The organism is Pseudomonas sp. ICMP 3272 (genome assembly GCF_001466905.1).
GTDB classification, from domain to species: Bacteria; Pseudomonadota; Gammaproteobacteria; order Pseudomonadales; family Pseudomonadaceae; genus Aquipseudomonas; species Aquipseudomonas amygdali.
Window position 1 is genome coordinate 46326 of the sequence record NZ_LKEK01000045.1, and the last position, 16294, is coordinate 62619.

At 58.6% G+C, this 16294-nt stretch carries 15 protein-coding genes; 10 read left to right on the forward strand and 5 right to left on the reverse strand.

The features are described 5' to 3' along the window. Nucleotides 1-32: 32 nt before the first annotated feature. Entirely contained in the window at nt 33-695 is a 663-nt protein-coding gene (locus tag AO068_RS10435) for a TetR/AcrR family transcriptional regulator (protein ID WP_005744091.1), read from the reverse strand. Nucleotides 696-1009: 314 nt separating this feature from the next. Here AO068_RS10435 and coaD point away from each other — a divergent pair, with 314 nt between their 5' ends. Together coaD and AO068_RS10445 are read left to right on the forward strand one after the other, a co-directional pair. Continuing rightward, nucleotides 1010-1489 (forward strand): pantetheine-phosphate adenylyltransferase, encoded by a 480-nt coding sequence (gene coaD / locus AO068_RS10440; protein WP_002555639.1) that lies wholly within the window; start codon nt 1010-1012, stop codon nt 1487-1489. A gap of 98 nt (nt 1490-1587) precedes the next feature. Further along, entirely contained in the window at nt 1588-1839 is a 252-nt protein-coding gene (locus AO068_RS10445) for a YfhL family 4Fe-4S dicluster ferredoxin (protein WP_003316325.1), read from the forward strand. A gap of 8 nt (nt 1840-1847) precedes the next feature. Here the strand turns inward: AO068_RS10445 and AO068_RS10450 are convergent, their stop codons facing one another. The 3 genes from AO068_RS10450 to AO068_RS10460 form a co-directional block, all read right to left on the reverse strand. Beyond that, the gene (locus AO068_RS10450) at nt 1848-2186 is read right to left on the reverse strand and encodes a hypothetical protein (protein WP_004663352.1); all 339 of its coding nucleotides are present in this window, start codon (nt 2184-2186) and stop codon (nt 1848-1850) included. 98 nt (nt 2187-2284) lie between these two features. Beyond that, nucleotides 2285-3097, reverse strand: coding sequence for a bifunctional DNA-formamidopyrimidine glycosylase/DNA-(apurinic or apyrimidinic site) lyase (gene mutM / locus AO068_RS10455; protein WP_058408319.1), 813 nt, complete (start codon nt 3095-3097; stop codon nt 2285-2287). Between the two features lie 42 nt (nt 3098-3139). Continuing rightward, nucleotides 3140-3952 (reverse strand): HDOD domain-containing protein, encoded by an 813-nt coding sequence (locus AO068_RS10460; RefSeq protein ID WP_172680529.1) that lies wholly within the window; start codon nt 3950-3952, stop codon nt 3140-3142. Nucleotides 3953-4190: 238 nt separating this feature from the next. On the opposite strand from AO068_RS10460, the gene AO068_RS10465 reads away from it, so the two are divergent. Together AO068_RS10465 and AO068_RS10470 are read left to right on the forward strand one after the other, a co-directional pair. Next, nucleotides 4191-4730, forward strand: a complete 540-nt coding sequence (locus AO068_RS10465; protein WP_005735018.1) for a type 1 glutamine amidotransferase domain-containing protein — start codon at nt 4191-4193, stop codon at nt 4728-4730. Nucleotides 4731-4811: 81 nt separating this feature from the next. After that, on the forward strand, nt 4812-6008 hold the full coding sequence (locus AO068_RS10470) for a class I SAM-dependent rRNA methyltransferase (protein WP_058408320.1): 1197 nt from the start codon (nt 4812-4814) through the stop codon (nt 6006-6008). Between the two features lie 112 nt (nt 6009-6120). Here AO068_RS10470 and AO068_RS10475 read toward each other — a convergent pair whose 3' ends face one another. Beyond that, nucleotides 6121-6867 carry a TraX family protein gene (locus AO068_RS10475; RefSeq protein WP_058408321.1) on the reverse strand — a complete coding sequence of 249 codons (747 nt, stop codon included), beginning with the start codon at nt 6865-6867 and terminating at the stop codon, nt 6121-6123. Between the two features lie 99 nt (nt 6868-6966). Between AO068_RS10475 and AO068_RS10480 the strand changes: the two genes are divergently transcribed. From AO068_RS10480 to msrA, 6 genes are all read left to right on the forward strand, one after another. Beyond that, a complete protein-coding gene (locus AO068_RS10480; RefSeq protein WP_058408322.1) occupies nt 6967-8007 on the forward strand; it encodes a threonine aldolase family protein in 1041 nt (346 codons plus the stop codon). Between the two features lie 125 nt (nt 8008-8132). Beyond that, nucleotides 8133-9575: a TldD/PmbA family protein gene (locus tag AO068_RS10485; RefSeq protein WP_058408323.1), complete on the forward strand. Its 1443-nt coding sequence runs from the start codon at nt 8133-8135 to the stop codon at nt 9573-9575. Next, entirely contained in the window at nt 9575-10900 is a 1326-nt protein-coding gene (locus AO068_RS10490; protein WP_058408324.1) for a TldD/PmbA family protein, read from the forward strand. The genes AO068_RS10485 and AO068_RS10490 overlap by 1 nt, the downstream gene beginning before the upstream one ends. A 9-nt stretch (nt 10901-10909) precedes the next feature. Next, nucleotides 10910-12322 (forward strand): multidrug transporter subunit MdtD, encoded by a 1413-nt coding sequence (gene mdtD / locus AO068_RS10495; RefSeq protein WP_058408325.1) that lies wholly within the window; start codon nt 10910-10912, stop codon nt 12320-12322. Between the two features lie 251 nt (nt 12323-12573). Continuing rightward, complete coding sequence (locus tag AO068_RS10500; RefSeq protein ID WP_058408326.1) at nt 12574-15267, forward strand: sensor domain-containing phosphodiesterase; 2694 nt, start codon at nt 12574-12576, stop codon at nt 15265-15267. Nucleotides 15268-15414: 147 nt separating this feature from the next. After that, nucleotides 15415-16062: a peptide-methionine (S)-S-oxide reductase MsrA gene (gene msrA / locus AO068_RS10505; protein WP_058408327.1), complete on the forward strand. Its 648-nt coding sequence runs from the start codon at nt 15415-15417 to the stop codon at nt 16060-16062. Nucleotides 16063-16294 lie beyond the last annotated feature (232 nt).

The window sequence follows — 16294 nt, forward strand, 5'->3', positions numbered from 1 at the left end:
CCGACAAGCGGGCCGCTCATCGGCTCTGAAATTCACATCAGAACCTCAGGCAACGTCGAGTGAAACGTTTCGCATAGCGCGTCGAACGCTTCGCGAGCCTGAGGCGCGACAAACACAGATTCGAGCATAAGTACCTGATAGACGCCACGTCGAATCGCCGATTCGTTCAACTCTGTAGCGTTTTCCCGGTTGGTGCACAGAAAACGCACCCACGACGTCAGAACGATCCAGGTGTTGAGACTGGTCCACTCGATCTGCGATTCATCCATTTTCAGGATGCCAGCCTTGATAAACCCCCGATAGATAGTCATCGCCTGCATCAGGCAGCGATACGAAAAGCGCCGGTAACGCCTCGCCAGCTCTGCATCCGACGTCAGTAGATGCTCAAGGTCGCGGTGCAGAAAACGGTAGCGCCACATGGCGTCCATTATCGCCAGAAAATAGTCGCGCTTGTCTTCGATGGTCGGCGGGCGGTCGGCAGGCAGGGTCAGAAAACTGCCCACCAGCGTTTCATACTCGGTGAACAGCTCGGCGATGATCACCTGCTTGTTGGCGAAGTGGTAATAGAGATTGCCGGGCGAGATTTCCATGTGCGCAGCAATATGATTGGTGGTCACGCTTCGTTCGCCCTGCTGATTGAACAGCTCCAGACTGGTTTGCACGATGCGTTCACGGGTTTTGGTACGGGTTGCCATGCGGACAAGGCCACTCTAAGTGCTAATCAGATGATGGCAATCTTAACGCAGGCAGATGCCGCAATGGTGGCAGAATCGAAGCAGCACCAGTGACGAGTCGACGCAGGCAAGCTGAACACAAGGTGTCTTAGCCAATTGCTGCGCGTCGAGCATCATCCGCACCACAGTAAATAGCCCCAAAATCGGGGGTTTGGGCTGAAACATGGCCGATAATCGGCGCAATACGACACTTGGCGCTTATTACGCAGCTTGGCCCATCGGGAAGGCTGCGATACCATCCGAGTCCCACAACGGACTCCGACCAGGACGACGCGATGAACCGAGTGTTGTACCCAGGCACCTTCGACCCGATTACCAAGGGCCATGGAGATTTGGTCGAGCGCGCCTCGCGCCTGTTCGACCACGTGGTCATTGCGGTTGCCGCCAGCCCGAAGAAAAACCCGCTGTTTCCTCTGGAACAACGTGTCGAGCTGGCCCGCGAAGTCACCAAACACCTGCCTAACGTAGAAGTTGTCGGCTTTTCGACGCTGCTCGCGCATTTTGCCAAGGAACAGAATGCCAACGTCTTTCTGCGCGGTCTTCGCGCGGTGTCGGACTTCGAGTACGAGTTTCAGTTGGCCAACATGAATCGTCAGCTGGCACCGGACGTCGAAAGCCTGTTCCTCACACCTTCAGAGCGCTACTCGTTCATTTCCTCGACGTTGGTGCGTGAAATCGCGGCGTTGGGCGGTGATATCACCAAATTCGTTCATCCTGCTGTCGCTCAGGCGCTGACCGAACGTTTCAAGCGCTAGACGCACTGCATGTGAAGGTGCATCCCGAAGCCTAATGCGGCACAATTCGCCGCATTGGTTTTAATGTGCCCCGGCGTCGGCTGCGGCAGGAGCAATTCATGTCCCTTATCATCACTGACGATTGCATCAACTGCGACGTCTGCGAACCCGAGTGCCCAAACGAGGCGATTTCACAAGGCGAGGAGATCTACGTGATCAACCCGAACCTGTGCACCGAATGTGTGGGTCACTACGACGAGCCTCAATGCCAGCAGGTTTGCCCGGTCGACTGCATCCCCCTGGATGAAAATCACGTCGAGAGCAAAGAACAGCTGATGGACAAGTACCGGATCATCACCAGCAAAGCCTGATACAGCCTTTACTGCTGCTTGCCATACCCGTCACCGGTGCAACCCAGGCAACGCACAAAGGCTGCCTTGCCCGGATCGACCACCAGCGCCTTGCCCGTTGCGCCGAGGTTGCCGCCTGCCGCTGCAAAAGGCGCAGCAATCACGAACAGCCCTGTACCGATGACCGTGGCCGCGATCAACAGCGGTCGGGCGATCAGCAGATCGCCGATCATCGCGAACGCTGGCGGGTTCTGAATGGTGTAGACCGGATCGCCGCTGCCGGTGGAGACATCGGCGGCAATCGCAGGCAGTGCCTGCAGGCCGACAAACAGCGCCAGCGTGGCAGCAAGAATACGAAACGGGCTCATGGCTTGGTCCTTCAGGCGTAGCAAATAATTAAGGTGCCATCACTATAAACAGGGGTGCAGCTTAAGCAAGTGGCCTTATGCTCTGCGCCTCTCGTATTTCAGCGCTGGCATTTTGGACAATAAACACTGGCGCGCTGCCCCAGCTTGATTTCACGCAACGTTGTACCGCAGACCTTGCATGGCTGGCCGCCACGCCCGTAGACAAACAATTCCTGCTGGAAATACCCCGGCTTGCCGTCGCCGCCGATGAAGTCACGCAGCGTGGTGCCGCCGCGTTCTATAGCGTAGGCCAGAATGCGCTTGATCTCGATGGCGAGCTTGAGATAACGCGCCCGTGAAATTCCTCTGGCTTCGCGTCGCGGGTCTATACCTGCCGCGAACAGCGCTTCGGTCGCGTAGATATTGCCCACCCCGACCACCACGGCGTTGTCCATGACAAACGGTTTGACCGCAATCGACTTGCCGCGCGAGCGCTCGTAAAGGCGCTCACCGTCGAACAGATCGGTCAGCGGCTCCGGCCCCAGACGAATCAACAATTCGTGGTTATGCGGATCAAGGCTCCAGAGCATCGCCCCGAATCGACGCGGGTCGGTATAGCGCAAGGCCAGCCCGGACTCCAGTTCGATATCGACATGCTCGTGCTTGAGCGCCGGAAGCCCGGCCTCGACGAGGCGCAGATTGCCCGACATGCCCAAGTGGCTGATCAGCGTACCCACTTCGGCCTGAATCAGCAGGTACTTGGCGCGCCGGTCCACCTGCACGATGCGCTGTCCGGAAAGTCGGATGTCCAGGTCTTCGGGAATGGGCCAGCGCAAACGGCTGTCGCGCACGATAACGCGGCTGACACGCTGACCTTCAAGATGGGGCGCAATGCCGCGACGGGTGGTTTCTACTTCGGGTAATTCAGGCATGGATAACTCGGTTTTACAGGGATGACAAGCCAGCGCACAGACTCAACGTGCGCCCAGCTCGCGGATGCTTTCCCTCAGGTATTCAAAGTCATATTCGGACAAGCCCACGTAGTCCAGCACCAGCGCACCAATGCATTCCCATTCGTGATCTTCGTCCTGATTGCCCAGTACCTGGTAGGACTGGCAGATGTGCTCAGCCATTTTCAGGGGCGCCAGGAGGTTCTTGAGCGGGGCATTGCGACTGGTATCGTCCTGAAAAATCGCCAACGCGTTGTGATGATTGGCGATCGCGTCAGTCACGTGCGCAGGCAAGCGCCATGACTTGGCCGTGTAATAGCCGACCACCGAGTGGTTGGTATCGAACGCGGCGTTTTCAGTATCGACGATGCGACAATCAGGCCCTGCGTTGGCGTAGGCTTCTTCAAGGACCGGCATGTAATTCGGGAAACGCTTGAGCATCAGCGGAATACCGCAGTCATGGAACAGGCCCAATGCGTAGGATTCATCCACAGTCTGCGAGCCAATGCGCTTGGCCAGGGTCAGACTGGTCATTGCGACATCCTGCGCGGTATCCCAGAAGCGGTTGAGCGCGACGATGGTCTCATCGGTCATCTCGCCCCTGATCGACTGCGCGTTGATCAGATTGATCACGGTACGGCTGCCCAGCAGATTCACAGCCTTGTCAATCGAGGCGATCTTGTTGGACAGGCCATAGTGCGCAGAGTTGACGATCTTCAGCAGCGCCCCGGACAACCCCGGATCTTGCGCAATCAACCGCGCAATTACACCCAGGTCCGGATCGGGCATGTACTGCTCCATCTGCAGATCCACCATGATCTGCGGCTGCGGAGGCACACTGATGCCCTGCAACGCTTGCTGGATCTGTTCTGGGCTTAGCTCTTCGGACATAGGAATTTACTCACCGTAATGACTGGATTCTGACCCCTTGCGGGGAAACGGTCCATCACCCGAGACGAAGATATTCTCGGAACTTTGCCACATGCCAGGCTTCGGACCTTGTGTTGAGGGCGTATATAGCGGCCTCAAAACGGCCGCCAGACGCCACCCTGAAAGCCCGACACTGGAGGATCCCATGTCTAAAGCACTGACTGGCAAACGCATCGCAATTCTTGTAACCGACGGTTTCGAACAGGTCGAACTGACCGGTCCGAAAGAAGCGCTGGAGCAAGCAGGTGCCACCGTGGAAATCCTTTCCACCGAAGAAGGCCAGGTCAAAGGCTGGAATCACGACAAGCCTGCCGATGATTTCAAGATCGACCGCACGTTCAAGGCGGCCAACGCCAGCGACTACCATGGCGTGGTTCTGCCAGGCGGCGTACAGAACTCCGACACCATCCGCATAGACACTGACGCCCAGAAGCTCGTCAAGGACATTGAGGGTTCCGGCAAACCAGTGGCGGTTATCTGCCACGGCGGCTGGCTGTTGATATCTGCAGGCCTGGTGAAGGGTAAGACCCTGACCAGCTTCAAGACGCTGAAAGATGACCTGGTCAACGCTGGCGCCAAGTGGGTTGATCAGGAAGTTGTCACCGACGGCACGCTGATCAGCAGTCGTCAGCCTGATGACATCCCGGCCTTCAACAGCAAATTGATTGAAGCGCTGTCGGCTTGATCGGTTGCGATTATTGCAGTCATCCCGGCGCACTACCGGGATGACGCGCTATAATCCCGCTCTTTTTTCAGGAGCGACGTCATGTCCCTGCCTAGCTTGCGCCTCAAAGCCAACGCCGACCGCCGCCTGCGCGCCGGTCACTTGTGGGTCTACAGCAACGAAATCGACGTAGCCGCCACCCCGCTGCATGGTTTTGCAGCCGGTGATCAGGCAATCCTCGAAGCTGCTGGCGGCAAGCCGCTGGGCATTGTCGCCATGAGCCCCAACAACCTGATCTGCGCACGCTTGCTGTCGCGCGATATCAAGCTGCCGCTCGATAAGTCTCTGCTGGTCCATCGCCTGAACGTGGCGCTGTCGCTGCGCGAGCGCCTGTTCGACAAGCCTTTCTACCGCCTGGTCTACGGCGATTCAGACCTGATGCCGGGTCTGGTGGTGGATCGGTTCGGTGACATTCTGGTTGTCCAGCTGGCGTCGGCCACCATGGAAAACCACAAGGAAGACATCATTGCCGCGCTGGTTCAGGTCATCAAGCCAAGCGGCATCCTGTTCAAGAACGACTCAGCCGCGCGCGATGCGGAAGGCCTGAATCGTTATGTCGAAACCGTGTTCGGCCTGGTTCCCGAATGGGTTGCGCTGGAAGAAAACGGTGTGAAGTTCGAAGCACCGGTGATGGCCGGGCAGAAGACCGGCTGGTTCTACGACCATCGCATGAACCGCGCGCGCATTGCCCCCTACGTCAAAGACAAGCGTGTGCTGGACCTGTACAGCTACATCGGTGGCTGGGGAATTCAGGCAGCAGCCTTCGGTGCCAGCGACGTGACCTGCGTCGACGCATCGTCCTTCGCCCTTGATGGCGTGGAGCGCAACGCAGCCCTGAATGGCTTCGCAGAAAAAATGACCTGCATCGAAGGCGATGTCTTTGAAGCGCTGAAAGAGCTGAAGGCCGGTGAAGAGCGTTTCGACGTGATCGTTGCCGACCCGCCTGCGTTCATCAAACGCAAGAAAGATATGAAAAACGGCGAAGGCGCTTACCGCCGCCTGAACGAGCAAGCCATGCGCCTGCTCAGCAAGGACGGCATTCTGGTCAGCGCTTCCTGCTCCATGCACCTGCCGGAAGACGACCTGCAAAACATCCTCCTGACCAGCGCCCGCCATCTGGACCGCAACATCCAGCTACTGGAACGCGGCGGCCAGGGCCCGGATCACCCGGTACACCCGGCAATTGCCGAAACGCGCTACATCAAGAGCATTACTTGCCGGTTGCTGCCTAATAGCTGATGCCTCCAGCATCGGAATGCAGTTCACGACGCTCTGCCTTGCAAGAGGACACAGAGCGTCCGGAACGGCATGCGACGCGGAGCGTCGCACGCACGATAGTTGAAGTTATCGTTCAGCCACGCTCCAACGCCGTCCGCAAACCCAGCAATACCATAAAGTGCAGCGGGTAGATCGCATAGGCCCAGCGCCGCATCGGGATCACTGCGAACTTCGGTTTGGTGCGCAGTAGCGCTATGCCCAGCGCAGGTGCCACCAGGCAGGCGGCTATCGAGCCAATGGAAATCGGGTCGCCCCAGCTCGCGCCGGCAATCATCTGCGGCCAGGCATTGGCTGCGAGACAGAAAACTGCCGGAAACACCGAATACCAAAGGCGCTTTTGCAGCACCAACAGAAAAACCAGCGGTAGCAGCACGCCAGCAAAACCAAACATCAATTGTTGCTGAAAAACCGCCCCAAACAGCAGGGCCACGATGGCCATGATCCGCGTCGTCACGTTGCGATGCTGCCAGCCTTGAGCAATCAGCAGCCCCAGCAACAGGGTCGGCATCACGTTCAGCACGGTCACGTCCGCCATGAACAGCCGATACGGGATTTCTGCTAGCGCTGCGAATACCAGCAGCCAGCCCAGATAGCGCCATTGCACCCGCGGGGCCAGAATGGCTGCGCTGCGCCGGGAAAGGTTTACGGCAATTGCCAGACAGAACCAGGGAAAGGCGAAACGCCCCGGTACGTAAAGAAAATCAACTGACCAGCCCACATAGCGAAGATGATCGAGCACCATGCTCAGCATCGCCAGCCACTTGAGCAGGTCCAGCGCCTTGTTGCGTCCGGGCAGAAAAGGCGGGTTGGACAGATCCATATCGCTCCTGAATAGGGAATTGCGTCATGCAGTCAACACATGACCGAACCTTATATTGTCGCTACAGTGCGCACCATAATCGCCCATAAGGAATCGGCCATGACAGACCAAAGCCAACAGTTCGCCAGCGACAACTATTCCGGTATCTGCCCTGAAGCCTGGGCAGCCATGGAGCAGGCGAACAAGGGGCATCAACGTGCCTATGGTGACGATCAATGGACTGCACGCGCATCAGATGATTTCCGCCGTCTGTTCGAAACCGACTGCGAAGTGTTTTTTGCCTTCAACGGCACAGCGGCCAACTCGCTGGCGCTGTCATCGCTGTGCCAGAGTTACCACAGTGTCATCTGTTCGGAAACGGCTCACGTTGAAACCGATGAATGCGGCGCGCCGGAGTTTTTCTCCAACGGCTCCAAACTGCTGACAGCACGCAGCGCAGGCGGCAAGCTGACCCCGGAGTCGATTCGCGAAGTGGCGCTCAAGCGTCAGGATATTCACTACCCCAAACCGCGCGTCGTGACGCTGACCCAGGCCACCGAGGTAGGCGGCGTTTATCAGCCCGAAGAACTCAAGGCAATCAGTGCGACCTGCAAGGAGCTGGGCCTGCATCTGCACATGGACGGTGCCCGCTTCTCCAATGCCTGCGCCTTTCTGGAGGCCTCACCGGCAGAACTGACCTGGAAATCCGGCGTCGATGTGCTGTGCTTCGGCGGTACGAAAAACGGCATGGCGGTGGGTGAAGCCATCCTGTTTTTCAACCATGACCTGGCTGAAGACTTCGATTACCGCTGCAAACAGGCCGGGCAACTGGCGTCGAAAATGCGCTTTCTGTCTGCCCCGTGGGTCGGGCTGCTGGAAAACGACGCCTGGCTCAAACATGCACGCCACGCCAACCATTGCGCACAACTGCTGGCCGAACTGGTCAAGGATATTCCAGGCGTGGAGCTGATGTTTCCGGTACAGGCCAATGGCGTGTTTCTGCAATTGTCGGAACCGGCCATTGCAGCATTGACCGCCAGGGGCTGGCGTTTCTATACCTTCATCGGCAACGGCGGCGCACGCTTTATGTGCTCTTGGGACACCGAAGAAGAGCGCGTGCGTGAACTGGCCGCCGATATCAAGCTGGTGATGCAGGGCTGAAGCGTCTGGCTCAAAGCTTGCAGGTGCAGCCTGGCAATCGTGGAGGGTAATCTCCCTCTCAACGGTAATCGGCTCAAAAGGCCGCCCGGACTTCACTGACCACCCTCAAGAAGGAGCTTGTCTGCATGTTCGATTTCTCCGCCCGGCTCAAGCAGCATTTCGCTGCTCTGCAGAGTGAAGCGCAATTTTTTTCCGTACGTTACGTGCACCGCACCGGCCAGCGCCTGTGCGTGCGCAAGAATGTGGCCGAGCCACCGTCGCTGAGCAGCGACGAGGGCGCAATGCTGACCGTGCGCCTGAACGGTGTTGAAGCCTACGCCGCCACCAACGACATTTCCCTTCGGGGTTTGCAAGCCGCCTTGCAGCAGGCCGAAGCGCTGGCACGTCGCCTGGCACCACACGCGTTGCTGAACCTGAGCGATCAAGCCGTCTCGGCTGCCAAAGCTGACTATCTGTCGCCACACATGGATCAGGCCTTCCCGCCACTGAGCGACTGCATCGGCCTGCTGATGGCCGAGTCCAGCGCCGTCCCGAAAGACGAACGGCTGGTCAACTGGCAGGCCGTACTGGGGCTGGAAACGGTTGAGCAGATTTACCTGAACACCGCGGGCGCAGAGCTTCGTCAGGCGCAGCGCTTCGTTTTTCCGGGCCTGAGCGTCACCGCCTACGATGGCCGTGACAGCCAGACGCGTAACCTGGGCGGCGACAACTTCGGCCAACAGGGCGGTCTTGAAGTGCTGAGCAGTTGCGGTCTGATCGGCTCTGCGGCCAACGTCGCCGATGAGGCCTTGCAGCTTATCCTCGCCCCCAACACACCGTCAGGCCCACGCGACCTGCTGCTGATGCCGGATCAGATGGTGCTGCAGATTCACGAGTCCATCGGCCATCCGCTGGAACTGGACCGGATTCTCGGCGACGAGCGTAATTACGCAGGTACCAGCTTCGTCAAGACGACCGATTTCGGCACCCTGCAATACGGCTCCAGCCTGCTGAACGTGACGTTCGACCCGGACATTCCTGAACAACTGGCCAGCTACGCGCACGACGACGATGGCACGGCCGCCAGTAAACAGTTCCTGATTCGTGACGGCCTGTTGCAACGCCCGCTCGGCGGCGCACTGTCGCAATACCGCAGCGGCCTGGACGGGGTCGCCAACAGCCGCGCCTGCGGCTGGAACCGTGCGCCCATCGATCGCATGGCCAACCTGAACATCGAACCGGGCGACCAGTCACTGGACGGCCTGATCGGTAACATCGAGCACGGCATCCTGATGTCGAGCAATCGCTCCTGGTCCATCGACGACGCGCGCAACAAGTTCCAGTTCGGCTGCGAATGGGGCCAATTAATTGAAAACGGTGAACTCAAGGGCGTGGTGAAGAACCCCAACTATCGGGCGATTTCTGCTCAGTTCTGGAAAAACCTCAGCGCAGTCGGTGACGCCAGTACCTTCAAAGTGCTGGGCACGCCCAACTGTGGCAAGGGTGAACCCAATCAGGTGATCCGTGTAGGCCATGCCTCTCCGGCGTGTGTGTTTGCCAATGTCGATGTGTTTGGAGGGGATGCCTGATGTCACACCAACAGCAGTTCGAGGCGCTGGTCGCCGTGCTCAAGGCTGCCATCAGCCCGACGGAACACTTCACCCTCGCCTACGACGCCGAAGCGTCCGATTTCATTCGTTTCAACCACGGCCAGGTTCGGCAGGCCGGGAGCGTGCAGCAGGTCATTGCGACCTTCAAACTGATCGACGACGGGCGTCATGCCAACCTGGAAGTGACCCTGTCCGGAGATCAGGAGACCGACACTCGGCGCCTTTCCAACGCCTTGCAGCAGTTGCGCGAAACCCTGCCTTCGCTGGCGAAAGACCCGTATCTGTTGCCTAACACACAGGCCTGGCAGAGCATCAATGTGCAGGACTTACCGCTGCCGGACAGTGCAAAAGTGGTCGAGCAGATCAGCCAACTGTCAGGCGACCTCGATCTGGTGGGTTTTTACGCGGCTGGCCCGCTGTACCGGGGTTTCGCCAGTTCGTGGGGAGCGCTGGGCTGGCATCAGGCCAACAGCTTCAACTTCGACTGGAGCCTGTTTCATGAAAACGGCCAGGCGGTGAAAGCCAATTACGCAGGTCACGACTGGAACAACGAAGCGTTCGTGCAACGCTTTCAGCAGGCCCGTGAGCAGCTCGAATTTCTCGGCCGCCCACTGCACACCCTCAAGCCCGGTCAATACCGAGCCTATCTGGCTCCGGCGGCGCTGGACGAAGTCATTGGCATGCTCAGCTGGGGCGGCTTTTCCGCGCAAGCGGTGGCCAGCAAGCGCAGCCCGTTGCAAAGGCTGTATGACGGCGAGACTCATTTCAGCCCGCTGATCAGCTTCGACGAGCAAGTCAGTGGCTCGCTCTCGCCAGCCTTCTCGCGCGAAGGCTACCCGCGCAAGGACCTGAAGCTGATCGTCAACGGGCAGGCCCGCGAGCGACTGGTGGACTCGAGCAGCGCCGCTGAGTACGACCTGCCTGCCAACGGCGCGGATTATGGCGAAGGTCCAAGCGCGTTGAGCATTGCCGGCGGCTCGCTGGAGCTGGACCAGATCCTTGAAAAGCTAGGCACAGGCCTTTACATCAGCAACCTGTGGTACCTGAACTTTTCGGATCGCGCTGCCGCACGTCTGACCGGGATGACACGTTTCGCAACATTCTGGGTCGAAGACGGCAAGATCGTCGCACCGGTCAGCACCATGCGTTTCGATGACAGCGCCTACAGCCTGTTGGGTAGCGCACTGGAGGACCTGACTCGCGAGCGGGAACTGATTCTTCAATCGAGTACCTACACTCAGCGCCAGACGGGGTCGATTCAACTGCCCGGCGCTCTGATAAGCCGACTCACCCTAACCTTGTAGCAGGAGCTTATGTCGAACTCAGCAGCGCCAATCATGGATGAAAAGACCCTGCGCTGGATGCCCTGGGTCATCGCCATTGCGTTCTTCATGCAAAGCCTGGACGGCACGATCCTCAACACCGCCCTGCCGTCCATGGCCAGCTCGCTGGCGCAAGACCCCCTGCGCATGCAGTCGGTGGTTATCGCCTACATGCTGACCATCGCACTGCTGATCCCGGCCTCGGGCTGGATTGCCGATCGTTTCGGGATCAAGCGCATCTTCTTCAGCGCCATTTTGCTGTTCAGCTTCGGCTCGCTGCTGTGCGCGCTGTCCTGGTCGCTCAATGTGCTGGTGGCGGCGCGGGTGATTCAGGGGCTGGGTGGCGCGCTGATGCTGCCCATCGGACGCCTGATCGTCTTACGTGCGTATCCGCGGTCGGAGCTGGTACGGATCATGGGCTTTATCACCGTGCCCGGTCTTCTGGGACCGTTGCTGGGGCCGACGCTTGGCGGCTGGATGGTCGAGTACCTGAGCTGGCACTGGATTTTCCTGCTCAATATTCCAGTCGGGATTATCGGCTGCTATGCCGTCAAACACTTCATCCCCGACCTTCCCGGAGGCGGTCGAACGCGTTTTGACGGCATCGGGTTCATCCTGTTTGGCGCGGCAATGGTGCTGATCACCATTGCCCTCGAGGGGCTGGGCGAGCTGAACCTGCCACACATGCGCGTGGTGCTTCTGCTGTTTGCCGGGATGGGCTGCCTGGCAGCCTACTGGCTGCGCGCCGGGCACATTGAATCGCCATTGTTTGCCCCTTCGCTTTTTCGCACCCGCACGTTTGCCGTTGGCATTCTGGGCAATCTGTTCGCCCGTCTGGGCAGCGGAGCCTTGCCGTTCCTGATCCCGCTGCTGCTGCAAGTGGCGCTGGGGTATTCGCCCTCCGAGGCGGGCATGAGCATGTTGCCGCTGGCAGCTGCAGGAATGTTCGCCAAGACGGTAGCGCGTTGGCTGATCGAGCATATGGGCTATCGCCTCATTCTGACCGGTAACACATTGCTGCTGGGCATCCTGCTGGCAAGCCTGGCACTGGTCGATGTGCAGACGCCGTACTGGGTTTTGCTGGTGCATCTGGGCCTGCTCGGCGCGGTCAACTCCTTGCAGTTCACAGCGATGAATACCGTCACCCTGATCGATCTGGACGATGCCAGCGCGGCAAGCGGCAACAGCCTGCTCTCGGTGGTGGCCCAACTCTCACTGAGCCTTGGGGTCGCAAGCGCTGCGGCCTTGCTGGGCGGTTTCAGCGAAGAAGTTGCCACCGGCGAGCTCAGCAGCGTGCTGGAGGCTTTCCAGCTGACGTTCCTGAGCGTCGGAGTTCTGGCCATGTTTGCCGCCGGGATTTTCCTGCAGTTGCCAGCGAAGGAGGCCAAGGCCGCGACAACCTGATTGACAACCCTTCTGGACAAGAGCAAACCTGCATGGCGAAATCCCCCTTTAAAACAGGGACTTTGCCCGAAAAACGAGCAGTTTCAAGTATCCGACCAGATACATTGAAGAACCTGGGCAACCGGCCGACACTTTTATAGCACTAAGCCACTGTGGTCTCTTGTAAGCACGAGCCGCATCATGCAACCTTGCCATACGCGAAAGTGGGGTTTACGCCCGTCGCGACTAGTATTTCGGAAGCGAGTTTGTTCATGAAAAGCCAAACCGATGCTGCCGGTAGATCCGCAGCCGAGGTAGTGACGCAATTGCCAGTGCCTTCGCGCCTGGGCATGCTGCGTTTCGAGCGGCTGAATGAAGCCAATTGGGCGCTATTGTTTCTCGATCCGAATTGCGAAAAGCAGTTCGGCCTGCCCGCCGTCGACCTTTGCGCCTTGATTGGATCCCCTTATGCCAGCCTCATGGAGCCGCAAGCACGTTATCAACTGCATGACGACATCCAGCAGCAACTGGCTTCTTCTCCGAATTACCTGATTCGCTACACCCTGCACAGCCCCAAGGGTACGCTTGGTTTGCTGGAAATCGGCGAAGCCTACAAGCAGCACAATCGTCATCTGCTGCGTGGTTATTTTCTGATCGTCGATGGCCTTGTCACAGAAAGCGAGAGCGCCACTGACTCCGATCTCGAAACCCGCAACCTGCGCCTGCAGATTGCCCTTGAACTCAACCAGCGCGCCCAGCGTGACCAGTTTGCCCACCTGGAACGCGTGCGTGCCCAGCAGGACCTGATCCTGCGCCTGACCCGGCATCGTTACACCACAGCCAATACGCTGCTGGAAGCGGCAAAGCTGATCACCAAAAGCGCTTGCGACATTTATGACGTCGATCATGTCAGTATCTGGAACCTCACCGACAAGCGTCTGGAGCCGATCACCGACTATCGTCGCGAAAGCGGCGACTATCAGTCGCGTACTCCGATTGATATCAGCGCCTACCCCACCTATCTGCAAGCGCTTAATACCAGCAGGGCGATTGACGCCAGCAATATCCAGACCGACCCGCGCACCCGCGAAATGGCCGAAAGCCTGACGCCTGGAGAAGACAAGGCGGTCCTCGATGCGAGTATTCGTATCGATGGCCAGGTCATTGGCGTGCTTTGCCTGGAACAGTCCGGCTCGATACGCGAGTGGCAGTCCGACGAGATCGCCTTCGCTGGCGAGTTGGCCGACCAGTTCGCCCAGGTCATCAACAACCACAACCGTCGGGCCGCGACCAATGCGCTGCACCTGTTCCAGCGTGCGGTCGAACAAAGCGCCAACGCCTTTCTGCTGGTCAACTGCAACGGCGTGGTCGAATACGTCAACCCAAGCTTCACGGCGATCACGCAGTACAGTTCCGATGAGGTCTCCGGGCACAAGCTCTCGGAACTGCCTGCGCTGGAAAACCTCAACCAGTTGTTGCTGGAAGCCAACTCCAGCCTGACCAACAGCAACAGCTGGCAGGGCGAGTTCAAAAGTCGACGCAAGAACCTCGAACCCTACTGGGGCCAGCTGTCGATTTCCAAGGTGTATGGCGATAATCGCGAGCTGACGCACTACATCGGCATCTATGAAGACATCACTCAGAGCAAGCTGGCCCAGCAGCGTATCGAGCGCCTGGCCTACACTGACAACCTGACCAATCTGGGCAACCGTCCGGCCTTCATCCGCAACCTGGACGAACGTTTTGCCCGTGACACCGACACGCCGATGAGCCTGTTGCTGGTCGACATCGACAACTTCAAGCGCATCAACGACAGCCTCGGCCACCAGACCGGCGACAAACTGCTGATCAGTCTGGCGCGCCGCCTGCGTAACACCCTGAGCCCGACCGACGTGCTGGCGCGCTTTGCCAGTAACGAATTCGCCGTTCTGCTCGACAACACGGATCAGGAAGCCGGACAGGCCACCGCCAGTCAGGTACTGGCCACGCTGGACAAGCCGATGTTCGTCGATAATCAGCTGATCAGCGTTACCGGCTCGGTGGGCCTTGCCTGCGCGCCGCTGCACGGCCGTGACCCGCAGACCTTAATGAAAAACGCCGGCCTGGCCCTGCATAAGGCCAAAGCCAACGGCAAGCACCAGGTTCAGGTGTTTACCGAAGCCTTGAATGCCGAGGCCAGCTACAAGCTGTTTGTGGAAAACAATCTGCGCCGCGCCCTGACCCAGAACGAGCTGGAGGTGTTCTACCAGCCCAAGCTGTGCCTGCTGACCGGTCGTCTGCTGGGCATGGAAGCGCTGCTGCGCTGGAATCATCCTGAAAAAGGCATGATCCGCCCCGATCAGTTCATCAGCGTGGCGGAAGAAACCGGCCTGATCATCCCCATCGGCAAGTGGGTCGCTCGCCAGTCCTGCCGCATGAGCAAGGACCTCACCGCCGCTGGTTTCGGCAATTTGCAGGTGGCGATCAACGTGTCACCCAAGCAGTTTTCCGACCCCGAACTGGTGTCATCGATTGCCGCTATCCTCAGAGAAGAAGAGCTGGATCCTTCGCTGCTGGAACTGGAACTGACCGAAGGCCTGCTGTTGGAAGCCACCGAAGACACGCGCCAGCAGCTGGACTCGCTGAAGAAGCTTGGCCTGTCGTTGGCCATGGATGACTTCGGCACCGGTTACTCCTCATTCAGCTACCTGAAGAAATTCCCCATTGATGTGATCAAGATCGATCGCAGCTTCATCCGCGATATTCCGGATGATGAAGACGACATGGAAATCACCTCTGCGGTCATCGCGATGGCCCACAACCTCAAGCTCAAAGTGGTCGCCGAAGGCATTGAAACCGCTGCACAGCTGGCGTTCCTGCGCCGTCATCGTTGCGATGTGGGCCAGGGCTATCTGTTCGACAAGCCTATCCCTGGCGAAGAGCTGATCGAGAAACTGAAGCGCTACCCGCGTCGTCCGTCCGCCTGACAACCTTCCCTGCACCCTGCTCTCTCGGGCACACTGTCAGGCTGTTATTACACGGCAGCACTAGTTTGTGCGTGTAACGGGACCTATGTAACTCTGCTCATCTGTCCTGGCCCCTGCTGCCTGTCTCTAAACGAGAGGATATGGTTCATGACTCTGCGCTCGGAAATTCTAGTGAACAAAAACGTACTGCCCACCGCCGAACAAGCACTGCCAGGTCGTGAAACGCCTATGGCGCTTCCGGAAACTCATTTCGTCAACGGCAACCCGTTGCTGGGACCGTTTTCGAGCAATGTGGAATTCGCCATCTTCGGCCTGGGTTGCTTCTGGGGCGCAGAACGCCGCCTTTGGCAACAGGAAGGTGTGGTGAGCACCGTCGTGGGGTATGCGGGCGGATTTACCCCGAACCCGACTTACGAAGAAGTCTGCTCCGGTCTGACTGGCCACACTGAAGTGGTGCTGGTTGTCTACGAGCCCGAGAAAATCAGCTACAAGTCGTTGCTCAAGGTGTTCTGGGAAGCGCACAACCCGACCCAGGGTATGCGTCAGGGTAACGACATCGGTACTCAGTACCGCTCGGTGATCTACTGCACCACTCCCGAACAGCTCGACGCCGCCAAGACCAGCGCTGCAGAATTCCAGGCGGAACTGAGCAAGGCCGGGCTAGGCGCAATTACCACTGAAATAGAAGAAGCTCCGACGGTCTACTTTGCCGAGGCATACCACCAGCAATATCTGGCCAAGAACCCTCAGGGTTATTGCGGCCTTGGTGGTACCGGAGTTTGTCTGCCAGCTTGAGCTGGCTGATTGGCAGGAAAAGGGGACTGATGCCTTGTTAGCAGGATAAGTGGGAGCGAGCTTGCTCGCGAAGGCAATGGTTCAAACGCCCTGTTTTCGAGGACTGCACTGGCCCTTTCGCGAGCAAGCTCGCTCCCACAAAAGCTCATTCATTGCTGCGTTTGGGAATACAAGAGCTATCTCCTGAACCTCTCGCACCCTTCGGGCTTCAGAGTGGTCACGACTGGTTCAA

Bases quoted from the DNA above. Each gene is read 5' to 3' on its own strand.
- AO068_RS10485 (WP_058408323.1), top strand. From the start codon at position 8,133: ATGTTCGATTTCTCCGCCCGGCTCAAGCAGCATTTCGCTGCTCTGCAG.
- mdtD (WP_058408325.1), top strand. From the start codon at position 10,910: ATGTCGAACTCAGCAGCGCCAATCATGGATGAAAAGACCCTGCGCTGG.
- AO068_RS10445 (WP_003316325.1), top strand. From the start codon at position 1,588: ATGTCCCTTATCATCACTGACGATTGCATCAACTGCGACGTCTGCGAA.
- AO068_RS10470 (WP_058408320.1), top strand. From the start codon at position 4,812: ATGTCCCTGCCTAGCTTGCGCCTCAAAGCCAACGCCGACCGCCGCCTG.
- AO068_RS10475 (WP_058408321.1), bottom strand. From the start codon at position 6,867: ATGGATCTGTCCAACCCGCCTTTTCTGCCCGGACGCAACAAGGCGCTG.
- coaD (WP_002555639.1), top strand. From the start codon at position 1,010: ATGAACCGAGTGTTGTACCCAGGCACCTTCGACCCGATTACCAAGGGC.
- AO068_RS10450 (WP_004663352.1), bottom strand. From the start codon at position 2,186: ATGAGCCCGTTTCGTATTCTTGCTGCCACGCTGGCGCTGTTTGTCGGC.
- AO068_RS10490 (WP_058408324.1), top strand. From the start codon at position 9,575: ATGTCACACCAACAGCAGTTCGAGGCGCTGGTCGCCGTGCTCAAGGCT.
- AO068_RS10435 (WP_005744091.1), bottom strand. From the start codon at position 695: ATGGCAACCCGTACCAAAACCCGTGAACGCATCGTGCAAACCAGTCTG.
- AO068_RS10465 (WP_005735018.1), top strand. From the start codon at position 4,191: ATGTCTAAAGCACTGACTGGCAAACGCATCGCAATTCTTGTAACCGAC.
- AO068_RS10480 (WP_058408322.1), top strand. From the start codon at position 6,967: ATGACAGACCAAAGCCAACAGTTCGCCAGCGACAACTATTCCGGTATC.
- AO068_RS10500 (WP_058408326.1), top strand. From the start codon at position 12,574: ATGAAAAGCCAAACCGATGCTGCCGGTAGATCCGCAGCCGAGGTAGTG.
- mutM (WP_058408319.1), bottom strand. From the start codon at position 3,097: ATGCCTGAATTACCCGAAGTAGAAACCACCCGTCGCGGCATTGCGCCC.
- msrA (WP_058408327.1), top strand. From the start codon at position 15,415: ATGACTCTGCGCTCGGAAATTCTAGTGAACAAAAACGTACTGCCCACC.